Here is a 16,804-nt window from a genome sequence, read left to right as displayed (position 1 = left end):
TTACAGCAGTAATTCTATATTTAATTAACTAATAACAACCCTATGAAAACATGCATTTATTCGCTCTCGTTTATTCTGCCACTCGCCTTTATTTCATGTAAAGAGGTAAAAGAAAAAGGCCAGCTCATACAATTGACCAATACATCAGAGGTGGAATTAGTGGACAAGCCCATTTCCATTGGGAAAAAATTACTGTCACTGAACGACAGCCTTGTAAGGTATCCCCTTGTTTTATCCCAAACAGATACCATTCCATCACAGCTCAATGATACGGATATGGACGGACAATGGGACGAGCTTTTTTTTGTGGCCGATTTTATGCCAAAAGAATCAAAGGCTATTACACTTATTTGGACGGATAATGAACCTATTTACGAGCCCAGAACAAGTGTCAGGTTTGGCAAAAGAACGTCTGCGGACAAAGCTGTGCAACCAGCTACCAATGAAACCATGTTGGCCAATGAACTGCCCAAAAGCCTAGGTTATCAGCAATATCAGACAGATGGCCCATCTTGGGAAAATGATAGGGTGGGGTTTAGACATTATTTGGACGGCAGGAATGCAAAGGACCTTTTCGGCAAAAAGACTAGCAGCATGTCTCCCGAGGATGTTGGTCTAGATGCCGCTGGTGCCGTGGAGGATAACTACCACGTTATGGAAGATTGGGGCAGGGACATTCTTGCGGTTGGCAACTCTGTAGGATTGGGCGGATATGCCCTTATCAACGAAACCGAGTACATGAGGTTGGGAGTAACCGTGGAAGATTCTATAAACAATGTGGAAAAAACTACCTTCCACATAGATGTCGAGGGACCGGTAAATTCCATAATATCCTATGGCTATAATAATTGGAAGCCCAATAACAGGACCTATTCGGTAAAGGAAACCACCTCTATCTGGCCGGGCATCTATGGTTTTAAAAATACGGTATCCGTATCCGGACTTACAGGCGATGAAGATTTAGCCGTTGGACTGGTGAACATTAATACGGACCATTCATTGGGCGTTCTTGATGAAAACAGTAAATACGTGGTTTTGTACACTCATGACAAACAGACCTATAACAAGGAATGGTGGTTGGGCATGGCCTTGATATTGCCAAAAGACAAATATTTGGGATTTACCCAAGCCCCAAAAACCGGACCGCTTTCCAATAGTTTTCTAGCTAAACTTAAAATCGAGGACAACCAACCTGTAAGCTATTATGCCATTGCCGGATGGGAACTAAGCGACGAAAAATTTAGTAACGAAACCTACTTTACGGATTATCTAAAAAAACTAACCGGGCAACTCTCCGCTGTGGTCGAAATAGAAGTAAAAAATTAATTGAAAATTAAAAAGAAAATGAATTTACCTAAACGTATAAATATCAATAATTTGTCCATCCTACTATTGGCACTTTCTGCACAAACGGAAACTATAGCTCAGGAGCCTGCCAATGATGTTACCACTCCCCTACATTTGTTACAACCGGACTACCCCACCCCCTACGGTGCCAAATCTGTAGAAGAAATCACTGCAACCTTGGATAGGGTGTATAATTTTTTGGATGCTTCAACGCCCGCAACCTTAGTAGACAGTAAGTCCAATAAGGAAGTTACCAACCTAAAAAAGCTGGATGAAAATACCATTTTCGCCCCTGGTGCATTCCGACTTACCAGTTACGAATGGGGTGTTACCTATGCTGGTATGTTATTGGCCTCAGAGGCTACTGGCAACCCTAAATATACCAACTACACTAATGATAGGATTAAGCTCATAGCCGACATTGCCCCCTTTTATTGGGAACAACTTAAAAAGAATAAGGATTTCCCCTCTCCCATATCCTCTGTTCTTAAACCCCATGCCTTGGATGACGCAGGTGCTATCTGTGCAGCCATGATCAAGGCGGAAAGGGCAGGTATTAAAGCAGACCTAAGGCCGCTCATAGATAATTTTATAGATTATATAAGCAACAAGGAATTTAGGTTTTCAGACGGAACCCTGGCCAGAAATAGACCGCAACCCAATACTTTATGGCTAGATGATCTATTCATGAGCGTCCCGGCATTGGCCCAAATGGGTAAATTGACTGGGGAAGCAAAATATTATGACGATGCCGTAAAACAATTGGCCCAGTTTTCCGAGCGTATGTTCAATAAGGAAAACGGTTTGTATATGCATGGCTGGGTAATGTCAATGGAAGAGCACCCGCAATATCATTGGGCCAGAGCTAACGGTTGGGCGGTAATGACTATGGTGGAACTACTGGAAGTATTGCCACAAAACCATCCTGGATACCCTAAGGTGTTGACTCAATTACGTAACCATATAAAGGGATTGGCACCATATCAAGACGGAACAGGATTTTGGCACCAGCTTATAGACCGAAACGATACCTATTTGGAAACTTCCGCAACTGCCATTTATACCTATGCAATAGCGAGGGCCATAAATAGGGGATATATTGATAAACTGGCCTATTCACCAGTAGCCTTATTGGGCTGGAATGCCGTTGCCACAAAGGTGAATTCCAAAGGACAGGTAGAGGGCACCTGTGTAGGTACTGGAATGGGTTTTGATCCAGCCTTTTATTTCTATAGGCCCATCAATGTGTTTGCGGCTCACGGATACGGTCCCGTAATGCTGGCCGGTGCCGAGATAATACACTTATTGAAAAATAATGATTTTGAGATAAACGACAGTTCCCTACAATTGAAAGTGAGGAAATAAGATTTTAATTAGTGGACCAAGCCCTCAAAGAACTAAAACATTATATCATATTTAGTTGCCTATAGGCGGTGGTATGCCTAGAGAAATTAAAGGAAATAGCCCTAGGGCCATCGCCCTTGTCATTTTTATCCGTGAAATTCCATACCAGGTAAACCCAGGCCTTGAAGCTTACAGTCGGCTACCTTGAAAGAGGCGCCAACACCAAAATGGCCTGTGACAATGTTGCAATTTTCAACTATTTCATGTTAAATAGTTCTTCAATTTATCATGAAATAGTTGATACACTTGTCCGTTCAGAAAAGGAATAAGGTCTCTGCTAGTTTTCTTCCTAGGTCAAAAGAGGATCCTTTTCCAATAATTATTTATTCAGTACTAAACTCGCCAATATAAACGGTCCGGTTCCCTTAGGGTCGTTGGGGCGAATAATTTCGTTTACATAATATTCATACGAACCATCCCTATACGGATCCCCTCCCAAACCGGCCACACCGCAAACTTGATTTAGATTAACCACACCGTTATCCTCAATAGAAATTAGATTATCCAATATTCCGGCATAGGCCTTTTCCGCGACCTCTAAATATTTTTCGGGCAAATATCCTTTCTGGGCGCCTTTTGCAAAGGCGTAGGTGAACATTGCACTACCAGATGCCTCCAAATAGTTACCTTCACGATTACCTTGGTCCAGCACCTGGTACCATAGACCTGATTCATCCTGATAGTTGGTTACAGCTTCGGCAAATTGATTGAGGTAGGTAATTATTCTATCGCGCCCAGGGTGATCCTCAGGTAAAAAATCCAGAACATCTACCATGGCCATTCCGTACCAACCCATAGCCCTGGACCAGAAATGCGGGGAGGTCCCAGTCTTTTTATCTGCCCATCTTTGCTCCCTACTTTCATCCCATCCATGGTATAAAAGGCCCGTTTTTTCATCACGACTATGCTTTTGGATCAAATCGAATTGAAGTAAAATGTCATCGTAGATTATTTTGGCCTCAGTAGGATCATTTTCAAATAGGTTAGTGTAACGGGCGTGAAAAGGTTCTGCCATATACAGCCCGTCCAACCACATTTGGTAAGGATATCGCTTTTTGTGCCAAAAACCACCATCCGAAGTTCTGGGCTGGGACTCCATTTGGCTACTCAAGGTCTGCATGGCTTTTAGAAAACGCTCTTCCCCTGTCTTATCGTAAAGGTATAGCAAAACATCCCCGGACTTGATCATATCCAAATTCTGGTCTTCCAGGGAGTATGTTTTTATAGTCCCTGTACTATCTATTAAATCATCGGCATACGCATAGATATAATCGTAATATTCTTGCTTGTTGGTCTGTTCGTAAACCTTGATAGCGGCAGATAGGACCAAGCCGTTGGTATAGCTCCATCGGGGTTTATCTACAAAGTCGAGTTTGGTGGCATCGGGAAAACGTTCAATTTCAGAAATCAACATTCTCTCCGACCATTTTAAATCTTCGGGAACCAATAATTCGGCCGTGGTTGCCGTATTAGTTTCTTTGGATTTATCTTTTGCCTCCTTACAAGAAGTGGCCCATAAACCAATAACTATAACAAAGGCAGAGAGAAAAGTTCTTGAATTTTTCATGATTTATCAGTTTAACAAGTTGGTTGTATTTAGTTTTTCCAGTTTTTTATCCAAATCCAAAATAAACGAAGCCTGGTCCTTTATCCCATTGGGTTCCTGATCCCATGCTCCGAGAAAGTAGTAAGCAATTTTTTCCGTGGTCGGTTTAAAAACTATAAGGTGGTCATTGACCCCTTCCTTTTGCTCCACCACCTCATCGATTTTATAAAAAACAGCCATACCCAATTTATCGGTTTCTGTGGCCAAAGTTTGGGTGCCATAAGTTGCAATATACGCCCATTTTACCCCATCCTTTTTAATTAAAGGTATATCATCGAATTTTACTATTCCCGTACATATACCGGAAATATCCTTGGAGGGCGTCAATGTTGCTTTGGTAAACCTGTCTTCCTGATAAATGGTCAATACCACATCCAAATCTATGCGCTCATCGCCGGTATCCCACCCCTCATAATCAATATGTACAGAGGAGCTATTTTCCGAGTTTTCAATTCTGGCATAGGTGTTATCTACCTTTCTAAAATGGGCAACCGTATCGTTTACCAATCTGCCGTAACCCCCTATTCCCATAGATTTTCCCGCCTTTAAAATATCCTGCCCCCAGGCGGCGGGTTCATGATAGGAGTCAAAACCATCTTGGCCAACATAGGGCAACACCAAAGAATCTACTTTCTTGCCATAGATATCTATGGCGTTTCTCCAGTCCAAATACAACCTGTAACCAACTTGATTGTTTTCCCATCCCGGTCCCTCATAGCGGATAAAAAAAGAATGGTCTGTATGATTTTTTGGAACTTGAAGTTCCTGTACATTCTTAAAGCTATCCCCGCCCACATATTTTCTTCCGTTCCATTCCCCGCCTTCCTTTATGGATATTTCAGCATAGGTTTTAAGCGGTTTACCGGCAAAATGCACGGCATTTTCCTCTACATCAGTATTGATGTCGTTTTTGGATGCTTTCTCTTTACAAGCCATCAATGCCAAAAAGGCGAGACATAAAATTGTAATTTTTTTCATGAGATCTTAGTAATGGTTAGTTATAGTTTAATAGTCAACTCCGTTAATAGTGGTATTCTTAAAGATAATGGGTTGTGAATTTTCAACTGATAGCGGCGTTTTGGCTCCTTTTATATGAACATTGGTCAGGGTAACATTTTCAACCGGGCTCTCCACCCTTCCTTTAATTAAAATTCCATATTCCCCACCATTTTCCACCTCAACATCCTCTAAATGGATATTTTTGATCGAAGGAATAAAATCGCCTTCCTGATTGGCATAAATGGCGTAGTAGGTATTAATTTTGAGCACCGCCTCCTTTACTTGTCCGACCTTAATATTTTTCACAAAAACATTTTCTACAAAACCCCCTCTCAGCGTATTGGTCTTTATGCGAATGGCCCTATCCAGATTGGGGCTATCCATATTACAGTTTCTAACATAAACATTCCTTACTCCAGCAGAAATTTCACTTCCAATAACAACACCACCGTGACCATCCTTCATTTCGCAGTTCTCTACAACAATATTTTCACTCGGTATATTAACCCTTCTTCCTTCATCATTTCTCCCAGACTTAATGGCAATACAATCGTCTCCGGTATCAAAAACACAATTGGCGATACGAACGTTTTTGGAATACTCAGGATCGCATCCATCATTATTGGGCCCATGACTTTTTACCGTTACCCCATCAATGGTAATATTGTTTGATTTAATAGGGTGCATCACCCAAAAAGGAGCATTGGTAAAAGTTACCCCTTTAACCAGAATATTTTCACACTCGAAAGGTTCAAAAAAGCTTGGACGCAATTGGTAACCTTCCCCAAACAAACGGTCTACAACCGGTGTAGCCTCTTCATTCATCTTACGTAACCTGGGCAAGTTATGGTCATCCTTTTGTTGAGGTTCACCATCAATATAACCATATCTCTCCGCGCCACACCATGGCCACCAATTTGCTTTATCCGCTTGACCATCAAAAATACCCTTCCCGGTTACTGCAATATTCTTTTGCTTGTAGGCATAAATAAGTGGAGAGTAATTCATGAGCTCCACCCCTTCATAAGAAGTATGCACCACTGGCAAATAGGCTTTGGAATCTTTGGAAAACAAAACCACGGCCCCTTCCTCCAAATGCAGGTTAACATTACTCTTTAAATGTATGGGTCCGGTCAAGAAACGGCCTGAAGGAACAATTACCTTGCCGCCACCCGCGGTGTGGCAACTTTCAATGGCCAGTTTAATGGCTTGGGTATTATCGGTAGTACCATCGGGTACTGCTCCAAAATCCATAATACTATAATTCCTGTCGGGAAATTCCGGCACAACAATATCGTTGACAATCCTATCGGCCGCTGCAAATACATCAACAACCTCCGATTGCTTTTTTGGTGCTTCCTTGCAAGAGTTAAGGGTAAGACCTGAAATTAGAAAAAAGAGAAATATACCTATGGAAAATAGTTGTCTGGTTATCATAATATTAAATTCATGTAATCGATTACGCTAAAATAATAAAGATGCGCATGCCAGCATAATTTTAGACGTTAAAATTGAGGTGAACCAAAAAGTCGGAATCTACCAATCCGGCCTCTTTCATCTTAATAAGAACCTATCCCGGTCCTAAAACAATTGATAAAACTGGAAAATATGGAGAAACCTAGGCAACACAGCCCTAAGCCCATTACAGAATTTATATTCACAAAATAATTACTTCAGGTAGCGCTCTACAAAATCTTCCTTAAAGGCACGCCCAATAGGCACATAGGTATCTTTGTCAAAAATGATACGCTTGCCAGAAACCTTTGAAATTTGCCGTGTGTTAACAATATAGGATTTATGTACCTGGGCAAACTGATCCGAAGGTAGGGTCTGCAACCAATACCTTAAGGAATGGGAGGTCAGATGCTTTTTTTCAGAGGTGTAAATTTCGGTATAGTCCGCTTCGGATTGGATATAAAATATATCCGCAACGGCGATTTTAAGATGCTCGTAGCCCGACTTTATAAAGATTACTTCCGGCAATGTCTTCCTTTCCACATCATTTTCCACAGACGATCTTTGTAGATTGGGCATCGGGATTTTCGAAACGGCCATTACAAATCGCTCAAAGGAAAACGGCTTCAACAGATAATCCATCACATGATATTCATAACTCTCCAGTGCGTATTCAGAAAAGGCAGTTGTTAGTATTACATGAGGTTTTTTGTTCAATGCCCTTAAAAAATCCATTCCCGAAATCTTGGGCAAATGGATATCCAAAAAAATCAGGTCTACCTCTTCGGTTTTTAGATAATCCATGGCCTTGAGGGCATCTGCAAAAGTAGATTTGAGCTCCAAACTCTTCATTTCACCAATATACTTTTGAAGTACCCGTTGTGCCGGCGGTTGGTCCTCTATAATGATACAGCGAATCATGAACTGCCTTTATTAAGATCAATGTTTAATACAACGGAGTAGGTGGTCTCCGTTTCTTCAATAGATAGACTATGGGCATTGGGATAAATCAACCCTAAACGCTTTTTTACGTTCTCTAGACCGATCCCATGCGAAAGATCATCGGTATTGGTTTCACGCCTAAAGGAATTGGTACATTCAAATTTTAATAGGCCCTTTTCGGTTACCTCGATATCTACACTAATCAATATATCTTCGGATTGGCTTGCGGTACTATGTTTGAAGGCGTTTTCCACGAATACGGTCAATATTAATGGTGCAATTCGGTATCCGGAACCTGTAATATCCGTTTTAAAATCTACGGTTCCCCTATTTTCAATTTGTAATTCACTTAATTGCGTATAGTTCTTCAAGTGTTCTATTTCCTTGGATAGGGGAACATACTTTTCCTTGCAATCGTATAACATATACCTCAATACCGAGGAAAGTTCCAAAATAATGGTAGGCGTCTTTGGGGAATTATCAATGGCATATGAATAAAGATTGTTCAAATTGTTGAACAAAAAATGGGGGTTGATCTGAGATTTCAAAAATTGCAATTCATTTTCCTGTGCCGACATTTTTAACTTTTCCACTTCACTTTGGGAGCTTATAGCGTCCCAAGCAAACTTAAATCCCGACAAAATTCCAATTACCGGCAAAACATCGAAAACGGCATAATAGATCCCAGGGACAATATTTGCTCTTTTGGTTCCTGGATAAAAAACCATTTCCAAAAGTTCCTCGGCCCAGATAACCCCAAACAACACCAACACGACCATGCCTAAAAACTGCCAATATTTTTTTCGATATAGTAATCTTGGCATCAAAAAGTAGGTAATAAAAGCGGCAAAAATGGTATAGACCAAAAAGAAAACCAGTTGGGCGAAGGTAATACCCGGATTGTACTTATCAAAGGAATAGAAAAGCAGCACCAGGATATGGAGCACGATTTGAAAGAAAAGTTCCTTCCGGGAAATCATGGCTTTTTTCATTCTCCAAAACTAAGCTATTGCCGTGGTTTCATAAAATAGAGGCCTCCCAACGGCATAATTAATCCCCTAAACAGCGTATCCCAAACCAAAAAACTAAAGGCGGTCGTTCAATGGAATACTTTTGTCGTTCACAGAAAATACCCCACCCTTATCAATAAAAAAATAAATCTTTGTAACTCTTACAATTCCAATTTAAACCAATTAAAGAAGCAATGAAAAAAATTTCGGTACAAATCTTAATCGCATGTTCATTCCTGCTCTATGGCCCTGTTGCCATGGCGCAGGTGACTATAAAGGGAACAGTGGTGGAGGAATCCAGCGGACAGCCAATTGCCTATGCCACGGTAATGGTCGGCGATAACGAAACCAAGAAACCCCTTGATGGTACTACCACTATGGATGATGGCAGTTTTAGTTTGGAGACCGATGCGACCGACTACTATATAGAAGTAAGTTTTTTAGGTTTCAGGACCAAAACATTTGGTCCGCCACCAACACAGGGCAAAACTATAGATTTAGGGAAGGTTGCCCTTTCAGAGGATGCAGAACAATTACAGGAAGTAGTGGTACAGGGAGAAGTTTCACGTACCGAATTTAAATTGGACAAACGTGTATTCAACGTAGGCAAAGATCTTAGTACTACTGGTGCAAGTGCTTTGGAAGTTTTAAATAACGTACCTTCCGTTAACGTTAACATAGAGGGGCGTATTAGTCTTAGGGGGAGTCAGGGCGTGCAGATCCTCATCAACGGCAAGCCATCGATCATTGCCAGTGATGAAGGAAATGCCTTGGGTACCATTACAGCAGATATGATCGAAAAGATTGAGGTAATGACCAATCCTTCGGCCAAATATGATGCAGAAGGAACATCGGGCATTATCAATATTGTTTTGAAAAAGGAAGAACGAAAAGGACTCAATGGTTCCATTTCGGTAAATACCGGGGCTCCGGATAGCCATAGTGTAGGAGTAAGTCTAAACAGAAGAACAGAAAATTTCAACCTGTTCACCCAACTAGGGGTAGGTCTTAGGGATATGCCCAACGACCTGGAAACGCGTAACGTAGATCTAATAAACAACACTACCATTCTTAGCAACGGTACCGAGTATAGGAATGAAACCTACTATAATTTTGTCCTTGGAACAGACTATCATATTAATGACAATAACGTATTGACCCTCTCGGGAAACTTTGCCATGGAAATGGAGGACCAACCCTCCAACACCAGTTTTGTGGCCTTGGACTCCAACAATGCAATTAGTTCGGAATGGGAACGCACCGAAGTTACAGATGCGAAAAACCCAAAATTTCAGTACGAACTGCAATACAAAAAGGATTTTGAAAACCATGAGGACCATACCCTGCTCTTTAGTGGTTTGGGAAATTTCTTTGGGAAGGACCAATCCTCCGAATTCTTGAATACCACCATCTCGGGGGATGACAATGATTCTAGACAACAGACCAGAACCGATTTTAAAGAGGCTATATTTACATTTAAGCTGGATTATACCAATCCTATTACTGACGAATTGACCCTGGAAACAGGGGCGCAATATGTCATGAACGACGTAAGCAATGATTATGAGGTAAATAATTTCACCAACGGAGCCTTTGTAAACGACCCAGGTCTGACCAACATTTTTGAGTTCGAACAAAAGGTGTTAGGTCTTTACGGTACCGGTTCTTATGAAGGTAAAAAATGGGGCATTAAAGGAGGTCTTCGGTTGGAGCAGACAGATCAGAATACCTTGCTGGTTACTACAAGTTCGGCCAATGAACAAAACTATGGTAATTTTTTTCCCAGTCTTCACAGCTCCTATAAGTTTAGTGACAAGGTTTCCCTCCAAGCTGGTTACTCCAAGCGTATTTACCGACCAAGAATGTGGGATTTGAACCCCTTTTTCAATATCCGGAACAATTATAGCGTACGCCAGGGTAATCCCGACTTACAGCCCGAATTTACCGATTCCTATGAGATAACCAGTATATACATTTTAGGTCCTGCCAGTATAAATTTTGGTGTGTATCACCGCTATACCACAGACGTAATAGAACGTATTACCACCTTCGAAAACAACGTTAGCACCACTAAACCAGAGAATATTGGCACCAATAGGGCTACGGGAATAGAATTCAATGCAAAATATAGTCCTGCCAAATGGCTTACCCTGAACGGGGATTTTAATTATAATCAATTTAAAAGGGATGGCAACTTCGAGTCCACCGTTTTCGATTTTAGCAATGACCAATGGACTTCCAAATTAATGTCAAAAATTAAACTTCCATCGGATTTCGATTTGGAAATGACCGGTAACTATCAATCCAGTTACCAAACGGTACAAAGTGACGTTAGCGATATGCTTTTTATGGATATGGGACTACGAAAAAACATTATGAAAGGCAAGGCCGTACTCAATTTAAGCGTAAGGGACCTGTTCGCCTCAAGGGTGGACGAGAGCCAAATTGCCCAAGCCAGTTATGAGGTATACAATCGACGTCAACGGGGCACATTTGTGGCCCTTGGCTTTAGCTACGGCTTCGGTAAGGGAGAGGCCATGCAGTATTCTGGGCAACGCAGGAGGTAATATACATCTTAGTGATTACGTTAACAAAAGAGGGCGTCTAAAAAGTATTTCAACCCCTCCATAATTTGCGTATTTGAGAATAGTTCTCCGATACCTACCCGAATAAAAAAGAGGCTGTCTTGACTTTTTAGACAGCCTCTTTTGATTTTGCTCCTTTCTGTGTCTCCCTTCGCCTCCCCCCAGGGTAGCTTTCTCTTACCAAATGGACAAAAAAAAGACAGCCTTTATGACTGCCTTTCCAAGTAATTATTAACCTGTGCTGTTGTTATTGCAAAGAACATCATGAGTTATCTTCAACTGTTGCCTCAGCTGCATTTTTCTTCACCGAAGCTATCCCATTTTCCATGGCAGTAGTACTTGAATACATTTCGCTCTTACCGATGACTTGACCATTGGAAGCCTTAAGGTTAAAGTAAGGGCTGCCATCCTTGGCCGTATTGCGCTCATATCTGCCATCTTCCTGCGAATTATTTCTTACGGATGCTATCCCATTATCACAAGCTGCTTTGGTCGTATACGCCTCACTTCCCAAAATGATCTGTCCGTTGGATGCCTTTAAATTAAACCGAAACTGTCCGGATTTGTCTTTCTTAATTTCAAATTTTCCCATTGTAATATTTAATTATTAGACTTAAATATAACATTTTTTTTGGACAGCCATTTGAATAAATTAACCCAGTGCCCTCGAAAAGATCGGATATAACATAATGATAACATGATACAAGCGAGACATTGAATTATCTAAAAGAACTAGTCTGGTAACGATATAAATTTAATTATTATCCTAGCTCAAAAAAAGGATCCCTCGAGATTTGAGGCGGTAGCCTATTAGCTAACCTTTTATTCCTCAATAACTAGGCAAGTTGACTTTTTGTTAAAAAGTACCATTAGTAGATATAATGCAATTGGATACTGTAGAACATGTATTAAATAAAAAAATCCAACCTATTTTCATAAGTTGGATTTCCACTTTTGCTCCCCTCTTGGGCTCCCTTCGACTCGGCTCAGGGTATACCTTTCCAAGCCAAGCGGATAAAAAAACTTCCATCATTGTTAACGCTACATTACCCTTGTTATGGTTTCTTTTGGTGGTGAATTCCTCCATATAAAAAGACCAAGAGGGTTTCCATGTTTCCTTTCAAAAACTTCATAACCAAAATATTACTTCTAGATCCCATCGGGCAGGGTAGGTTTTTACCCATCAACGAATTCATCATTCAATTCTTTCATTTCTTCAAGGTCAATGGCATGGTACATTGAGGCAAAAGCAGCGGAAATCCAAATAATGGAAAATACAATACCCACAATAAAACAGATGAGTCCACCTATAACTATAGGAATTACAAGCAGTCCCATTCCAAAAATTTGCCAACCATGTCCTTTGGTCATTTCCCAGCTTTTTTCAATGGCGGCAACAGGTTCCATATTTTTATCCATGACCAGATAGGAAACGAATGCTAACCTACAGGCCAGAATAATTCCGGGTACAATTAGCAAAACAAACCCTAAACCTATAATCGCAAAGGTGAGCAAATTGGCAAGGATGATATTGATGTAATTCTTTTTAAAGCCATCGAACATCTCACTGATTTCGAATTTTTCATTACGAATGGCACGTAAGTACATTAAATTGCCACCGTATTTCACGACGGAAAAAACCAACAACCAATAAACCGCTGCCAGAATCTGTAAAATTATCATTCCAGGAGAATTCTCGGCATCGGAATCCCGAACAATGGAAGTGGGAGATTCGGCAATACCTACAATGATCAACACTAAAAACAAATACAAAAAATGTTTCCACATCTGCTGCCAACCATAACCGTAACTTCCAGTAATAGTTGCTTCAGGTTTTCTTTCTTCTTTGATGATTTCCATAAGTGTCGATTTTAAATTCATACAAATTTAAGTCCGACTTATTCAAATTCATACCAACTATAGTAGTGAAAATAAAATCACTACTAAGGTAGGGGTTGGTATTAACTGCATTTTTATACTTTTAACCAATAACATACATATAGTTGCTGAGTTTAACCTTCATAGTAGTATTTGTTTTTTGTGCCGCCATTGCAGCGGCAAGTATATTGGTGGGCCACCAATTCATTACCACTTACAATACCGAATTTAATCGCAACTACTTTTATTATTTGGTCACATTTTATTCATTTGCCTTTTATGGTATTTGGGCACCGATCATAATGCGGGTTATACTCACTTCAATTGAGGTTGATGCTTATTCCGTGAAAACGGTAACCAATTTTTTACCTGTTCTTGGTGTACCCTTTTTGCTTATTTCCTGGTACATGTTGGTTAAAATGGGGTTTTCCCTGGTTGGCGAGAAATCAAAGGTTAAAGCGTTTCGTAACTATGCCTATTTTTTGGCCATTGTAATCGCTGTAGTTACAGTAATATACTTTTTAGTGGATCCCATTCCAGCTTTTATATTAGAACATGCCATTAAAACTGAAATGGCCATATTCCTTGGTTTGGAACTAGGCTATATGCTCATATTCGCTGGCATTGTCCGGCACTTTTTAAAAAGTCAAAAACAATCCAATAAAAAAATAGTTATCCGTTTTGGTTTCTTGATGCTTTTGGCACTCGCATTAAGAGTGGCGGTATTGCCCTTTGCCTTTACTAATCCCTGGGTAGTTGCCCTATTGATATTAGTGTATTTTATTTCAAATTTTATCCCCTTGTTCTATCTGAAGCTCAATTCCCAATTCGTTTTTACCCCTTTGAGTGCCCAAAACCCGAAACAAGATAAAAAAGAATATATATACCGTAAATTTGAAATCTCGAAGCGTGAAAAGGAGATTATTGAGCAAATCTGCTTAGGCAAGACCAACCAACAAATTGCTGACGAACTGTTCATAAGCCTTCAGACAGTAAAGGACCATACGCACAGGATTTATAGTAAAATAGGTATTAATAATCGCATGAAGTTGATGCAAATGGTCAATGGGTAGCATTGAAATTCATTATAGCTATAACCAAGGTAGTCCCCATGCTTACTAACCAAAAACAAAAAATCCAACCTAAACAAATAGATTGGATTTCTATAAAAAGCTCCCCCTCTTGGGCTCGAACCAAGGACCCTCTGATTAACAGGCGCTAAAGACGTGTTTTCATGTAGTGCCATTTAGTTACTTATGTATTGATTATCAATGTTTTATGAAAATTTGTTTTGTATTTAGAAATACAATTTTTACATTTAATTACCCATTTGTTGTCCCTATGTTGTCCCCATTTCTATCATATGCAATGGGATATAGAAGGGTTTTAAAGTTTAAATGTTGTCCCCAAATTTATAAAATATGATTACACTTAAAATCGTTCTCAAGAAAAAATTGTTATCGGATGGTACCTATCCCGTCTGTTTGCGCGTAACAAAAGAAAGGCAATGTAGGCACTACAAAACACCGTTCAATGCAAAATTGGATGAATGGATAGATTCAACAGGAAGTTTCAATAAAAGAAATCCTAACCATGTTCAATTCAACAGACTACTTGTTAAGTTCAAAGAAAGAGCTTACCAAATTATAACTGATTTAGAAATTGAAAATCCCGATTACAGTATACAGGAATTTGATTCTAGATATAGAGTTACATTTAATCCAGTAAGCAATGATGTTTTCGCTTTTTTTGATGAGATTATTCAGGAAATGACCTTTGCTGGACGCATCGGCAATGCAAAATCCTACAAAGATGCCAAAACCTCGGTTCAAATTTTTCATAAAATGAAGAAGTTAAATTTTAGAGAGGTAAACCCCGCATTTTTAAGTAAATACGATGCCTTTCTTAGGTCCCGTGGTGGTACAGATGGTGGCGTTGGTGTAAAAATGAGGGCTATAAGGGCATTGTTTAACAAAGCCATAGAGCGGGGTGTAATAAAAGAAAGCTTATATCCCTTTAAAACCTATAAAATATCAAACTTAAGAGGTAAAGGCTTTAAACGTGCTTTGGATTTTGAAGAGATTATGCGCATCATCAATTTAGATTTGTCAGACCATCCGCACTTAATAGATTGTAAGAACTATTTTGTTTTTAGCTTCTATACCAGAGGAATGAATTTTGCCGATATGATGTGCTTGGAATGGAAAGATGTTGAGGCTAACGTCATCTATTACACTAGAGCGAAGACCAAAGGAAACTTCTCCATAGCCATTATGCCCCCAGTTCGGAAAATTTTGGACTATTATCGAGTTCACGGCTATGGCAACAAATACGTATTCCCCTTATTGTTTCGCGAAGACTATACCCCCACCCAACTTGCTGATAGGAAACATAAAATGCTCGGTATTTACAATAAGGAGCTCAAAGAGATCGCCAAACTATGTAATATCACGAAAAATGTCAGCAGTTATGTAGCCCGACATAGTTTTGCCAATTGCCTCAAGCAGAAAGGTGTGGCTACCGATGTCATTAGTGAATCCTTAGGGCATCAGAATTTAGCGGTTACACAAGCCTATCTAAAAGAACTGGATACTGAGATTGTGGATAAGGCGCTTGAGGTGTTGTTATAGTCCAAAATAAATAGTTTAGCGAAAAGACAAGCTAAAATGATTGGATGCAGGTACTTTTTACTATTGCAAAATATCGCGAAAATTTGCAATAAGAATAATGTTAATGCAAAATATCCTATGTTTTTACAATAAGCAACTTACTAATGCAAATACTCACTAACTTTTCAAAGCGAACAATTAATAGAAAAAAATAGCATTGAAATAACTTCATAAATGAAATCCTTTTTGCGATATTCCATCATAACCGTTCATTTTTTTATAATGTTCATGGACAATGAACAGTCAAAATGAATGAACACGGACAATTTTACTAAAATCTCTTCAAGCTATTTTCAAGTCCATATCACTGTAACCTGAAAATGCAAGCAATTCTGTTGCCCGGCATAGTTTTACCAATTGCCTCAAACAAAAAGGTGTTGAAACAGATGTCATTAGCCAATCACGATTTGCATGCCAACTTGTGAATGATTTATCATTCATTAAGATTCAATTTTATATTTAATACATGAATTATCATTCAGTATAAATTATTTAACAATCTAATTTCAGTAATTTCGAAGTAATAGGGCCATGTTTTTATCAGCGGTCCTGAGGAGATTGAAAAATCCACAGGTTTTACAACTTCCGCAGGGACTTGGATATCCTTATCTCCCATTTAGCTTTTCCCGAATCCAATTCATTGATATCCCTTTCCGCTTTGGTATAGGGTTAGCCAAAAATAGACTCTACCTTGTTGATACTTTAGATATGGCGGTTTAAGGCCAGTTCAATTTAAAGCCTACGATTGCATAAAGTAATTAATGGCAATTGCACATGTTTTTCATACCAATTTAAGATTTGCGTACGTTCTTTTGTGTTGGCGCAAATTTTCCTAGTTTCATTTGAATATTACTTATAATTGCTTTTATCTTAACGTTCACTTTTCAATTATTTCGCTTTTTCATGTTA

At 39.6% G+C, this 16,804-nt stretch carries 12 protein-coding genes; 5 read left to right on the top strand and 7 right to left on the bottom strand.

Going from position 1 to position 16,804, the window contains the following annotated elements:
• Positions 1–42: 42 nt before the first annotated feature.
• Positions 43–1,326, top strand: a complete 1,284-nt coding sequence (locus U735_RS0100370; RefSeq protein ID WP_031441924.1) for a DUF4861 domain-containing protein — start codon at positions 43–45, stop codon at positions 1,324–1,326.
• An 18-nt stretch (positions 1,327–1,344) separates the two neighbouring features.
• The gene (locus U735_RS0100365; RefSeq protein WP_051891795.1) at positions 1,345–2,712 is read left to right on the top strand and encodes a glycoside hydrolase family 88/105 protein; all 1,368 of its coding nucleotides are present in this window, start codon (positions 1,345–1,347) and stop codon (positions 2,710–2,712) included.
• 358 nt (positions 2,713–3,070) lie between these two features.
• On the opposite strand, the gene U735_RS0100360 is transcribed toward U735_RS0100365, so the two are convergent.
• From U735_RS0100360 to U735_RS0100340, 5 genes are all read right to left on the bottom strand, one after another.
• Complete coding sequence (locus tag U735_RS0100360; RefSeq protein ID WP_031441922.1) at positions 3,071–4,318, bottom strand: glycoside hydrolase family 88/105 protein; 1,248 nt, start codon at positions 4,316–4,318, stop codon at positions 3,071–3,073.
• A 6-nt stretch (positions 4,319–4,324) separates the two neighbouring features.
• On the bottom strand, positions 4,325–5,335 hold the full coding sequence (locus U735_RS0100355; protein WP_031441921.1) for a DUF4861 family protein: 1,011 nt from the start codon (positions 5,333–5,335) through the stop codon (positions 4,325–4,327).
• Between the two features lie 27 nt (positions 5,336–5,362).
• A complete protein-coding gene (locus tag U735_RS0100350) occupies positions 5,363–6,793 on the bottom strand; it encodes a glycoside hydrolase family 28 protein (protein WP_031441920.1) in 1,431 nt (476 codons plus the stop codon).
• Positions 6,794–7,024: 231 nt separating this feature from the next.
• Positions 7,025–7,732: a LytR/AlgR family response regulator transcription factor gene (locus U735_RS0100345; RefSeq protein WP_031441919.1), complete on the bottom strand. Its 708-nt coding sequence runs from the start codon at positions 7,730–7,732 to the stop codon at positions 7,025–7,027.
• Positions 7,729–8,745 (bottom strand): sensor histidine kinase, encoded by a 1,017-nt coding sequence (locus U735_RS0100340; protein WP_031441918.1) that lies wholly within the window; start codon positions 8,743–8,745, stop codon positions 7,729–7,731. Before U735_RS0100340 ends, U735_RS0100345 begins: the two co-directional genes overlap by 4 nt.
• Positions 8,746–8,957: 212 nt before the next feature.
• On the opposite strand from U735_RS0100340, the gene U735_RS0100335 reads away from it, so the two are divergent.
• Positions 8,958–11,330 (top strand): outer membrane beta-barrel family protein, encoded by a 2,373-nt coding sequence (locus U735_RS0100335; protein WP_031441917.1) that lies wholly within the window; start codon positions 8,958–8,960, stop codon positions 11,328–11,330.
• Positions 11,331–11,610: 280 nt separating this feature from the next.
• Here U735_RS0100335 and U735_RS0100330 read toward each other — a convergent pair whose 3' ends face one another.
• Positions 11,611–11,940 carry a YegP family protein gene (locus U735_RS0100330; protein ID WP_031441916.1) on the bottom strand — a complete coding sequence of 110 codons (330 nt, stop codon included), beginning with the start codon at positions 11,938–11,940 and terminating at the stop codon, positions 11,611–11,613.
• 584 nt (positions 11,941–12,524) lie between these two features.
• Entirely contained in the window at positions 12,525–13,208 is a 684-nt protein-coding gene (locus U735_RS0100320) for a DUF975 family protein (protein ID WP_031441914.1), read from the bottom strand.
• Between the two features lie 143 nt (positions 13,209–13,351).
• Here U735_RS0100320 and U735_RS24825 point away from each other — a divergent pair, with 143 nt between their 5' ends.
• Both U735_RS24825 and U735_RS0100310 read left to right on the top strand, forming a co-directional pair.
• Positions 13,352–14,299: a helix-turn-helix transcriptional regulator gene (locus U735_RS24825; protein ID WP_051891794.1), complete on the top strand. Its 948-nt coding sequence runs from the start codon at positions 13,352–13,354 to the stop codon at positions 14,297–14,299.
• Positions 14,300–14,647: 348 nt separating this feature from the next.
• Positions 14,648–15,856, top strand: coding sequence for a site-specific integrase (locus U735_RS0100310; protein WP_031441912.1), 1,209 nt, complete (start codon positions 14,648–14,650; stop codon positions 15,854–15,856).
• The last annotated feature ends 948 nt before the right edge of the window (positions 15,857–16,804 follow it).

Origin of the sequence: Arenibacter algicola (genome assembly GCF_000733925.1) — a bacterium.
Taxonomy (GTDB): domain Bacteria; phylum Bacteroidota; class Bacteroidia; order Flavobacteriales; family Flavobacteriaceae; genus Arenibacter; species Arenibacter algicola.
The sequence above is the reverse complement of the archived record's forward strand: the minus strand, read 5'-3'. Positions and strand labels throughout refer to the sequence as shown.

Excerpts from the sequence above, each read along its gene's own strand:
- U735_RS0100370 (WP_031441924.1), top strand. The coding sequence starts at position 43 with ATGAAAACATGCATTTATTCGCTCTCGTTTATTCTGCCACTCGCCTTT.
- U735_RS0100365 (WP_051891795.1), top strand. The coding sequence starts at position 1,345 with ATGAATTTACCTAAACGTATAAATATCAATAATTTGTCCATCCTACTA.
- U735_RS0100360 (WP_031441922.1), bottom strand. The coding sequence starts at position 4,318 with ATGAAAAATTCAAGAACTTTTCTCTCTGCCTTTGTTATAGTTATTGGT.
- U735_RS0100355 (WP_031441921.1), bottom strand. The coding sequence starts at position 5,335 with ATGAAAAAAATTACAATTTTATGTCTCGCCTTTTTGGCATTGATGGCT.
- U735_RS0100350 (WP_031441920.1), bottom strand. The coding sequence starts at position 6,793 with ATGATAACCAGACAACTATTTTCCATAGGTATATTTCTCTTTTTTCTA.
- U735_RS0100345 (WP_031441919.1), bottom strand. The coding sequence starts at position 7,732 with ATGATTCGCTGTATCATTATAGAGGACCAACCGCCGGCACAACGGGTA.
- U735_RS0100340 (WP_031441918.1), bottom strand. The coding sequence starts at position 8,745 with ATGAAAAAAGCCATGATTTCCCGGAAGGAACTTTTCTTTCAAATCGTG.
- U735_RS0100335 (WP_031441917.1), top strand. The coding sequence starts at position 8,958 with ATGAAAAAAATTTCGGTACAAATCTTAATCGCATGTTCATTCCTGCTC.
- U735_RS0100330 (WP_031441916.1), bottom strand. The coding sequence starts at position 11,940 with ATGGGAAAATTTGAAATTAAGAAAGACAAATCCGGACAGTTTCGGTTT.
- U735_RS0100320 (WP_031441914.1), bottom strand. The coding sequence starts at position 13,208 with ATGGAAATCATCAAAGAAGAAAGAAAACCTGAAGCAACTATTACTGGA.
- U735_RS0100310 (WP_031441912.1), top strand. The coding sequence starts at position 14,648 with ATGATTACACTTAAAATCGTTCTCAAGAAAAAATTGTTATCGGATGGT.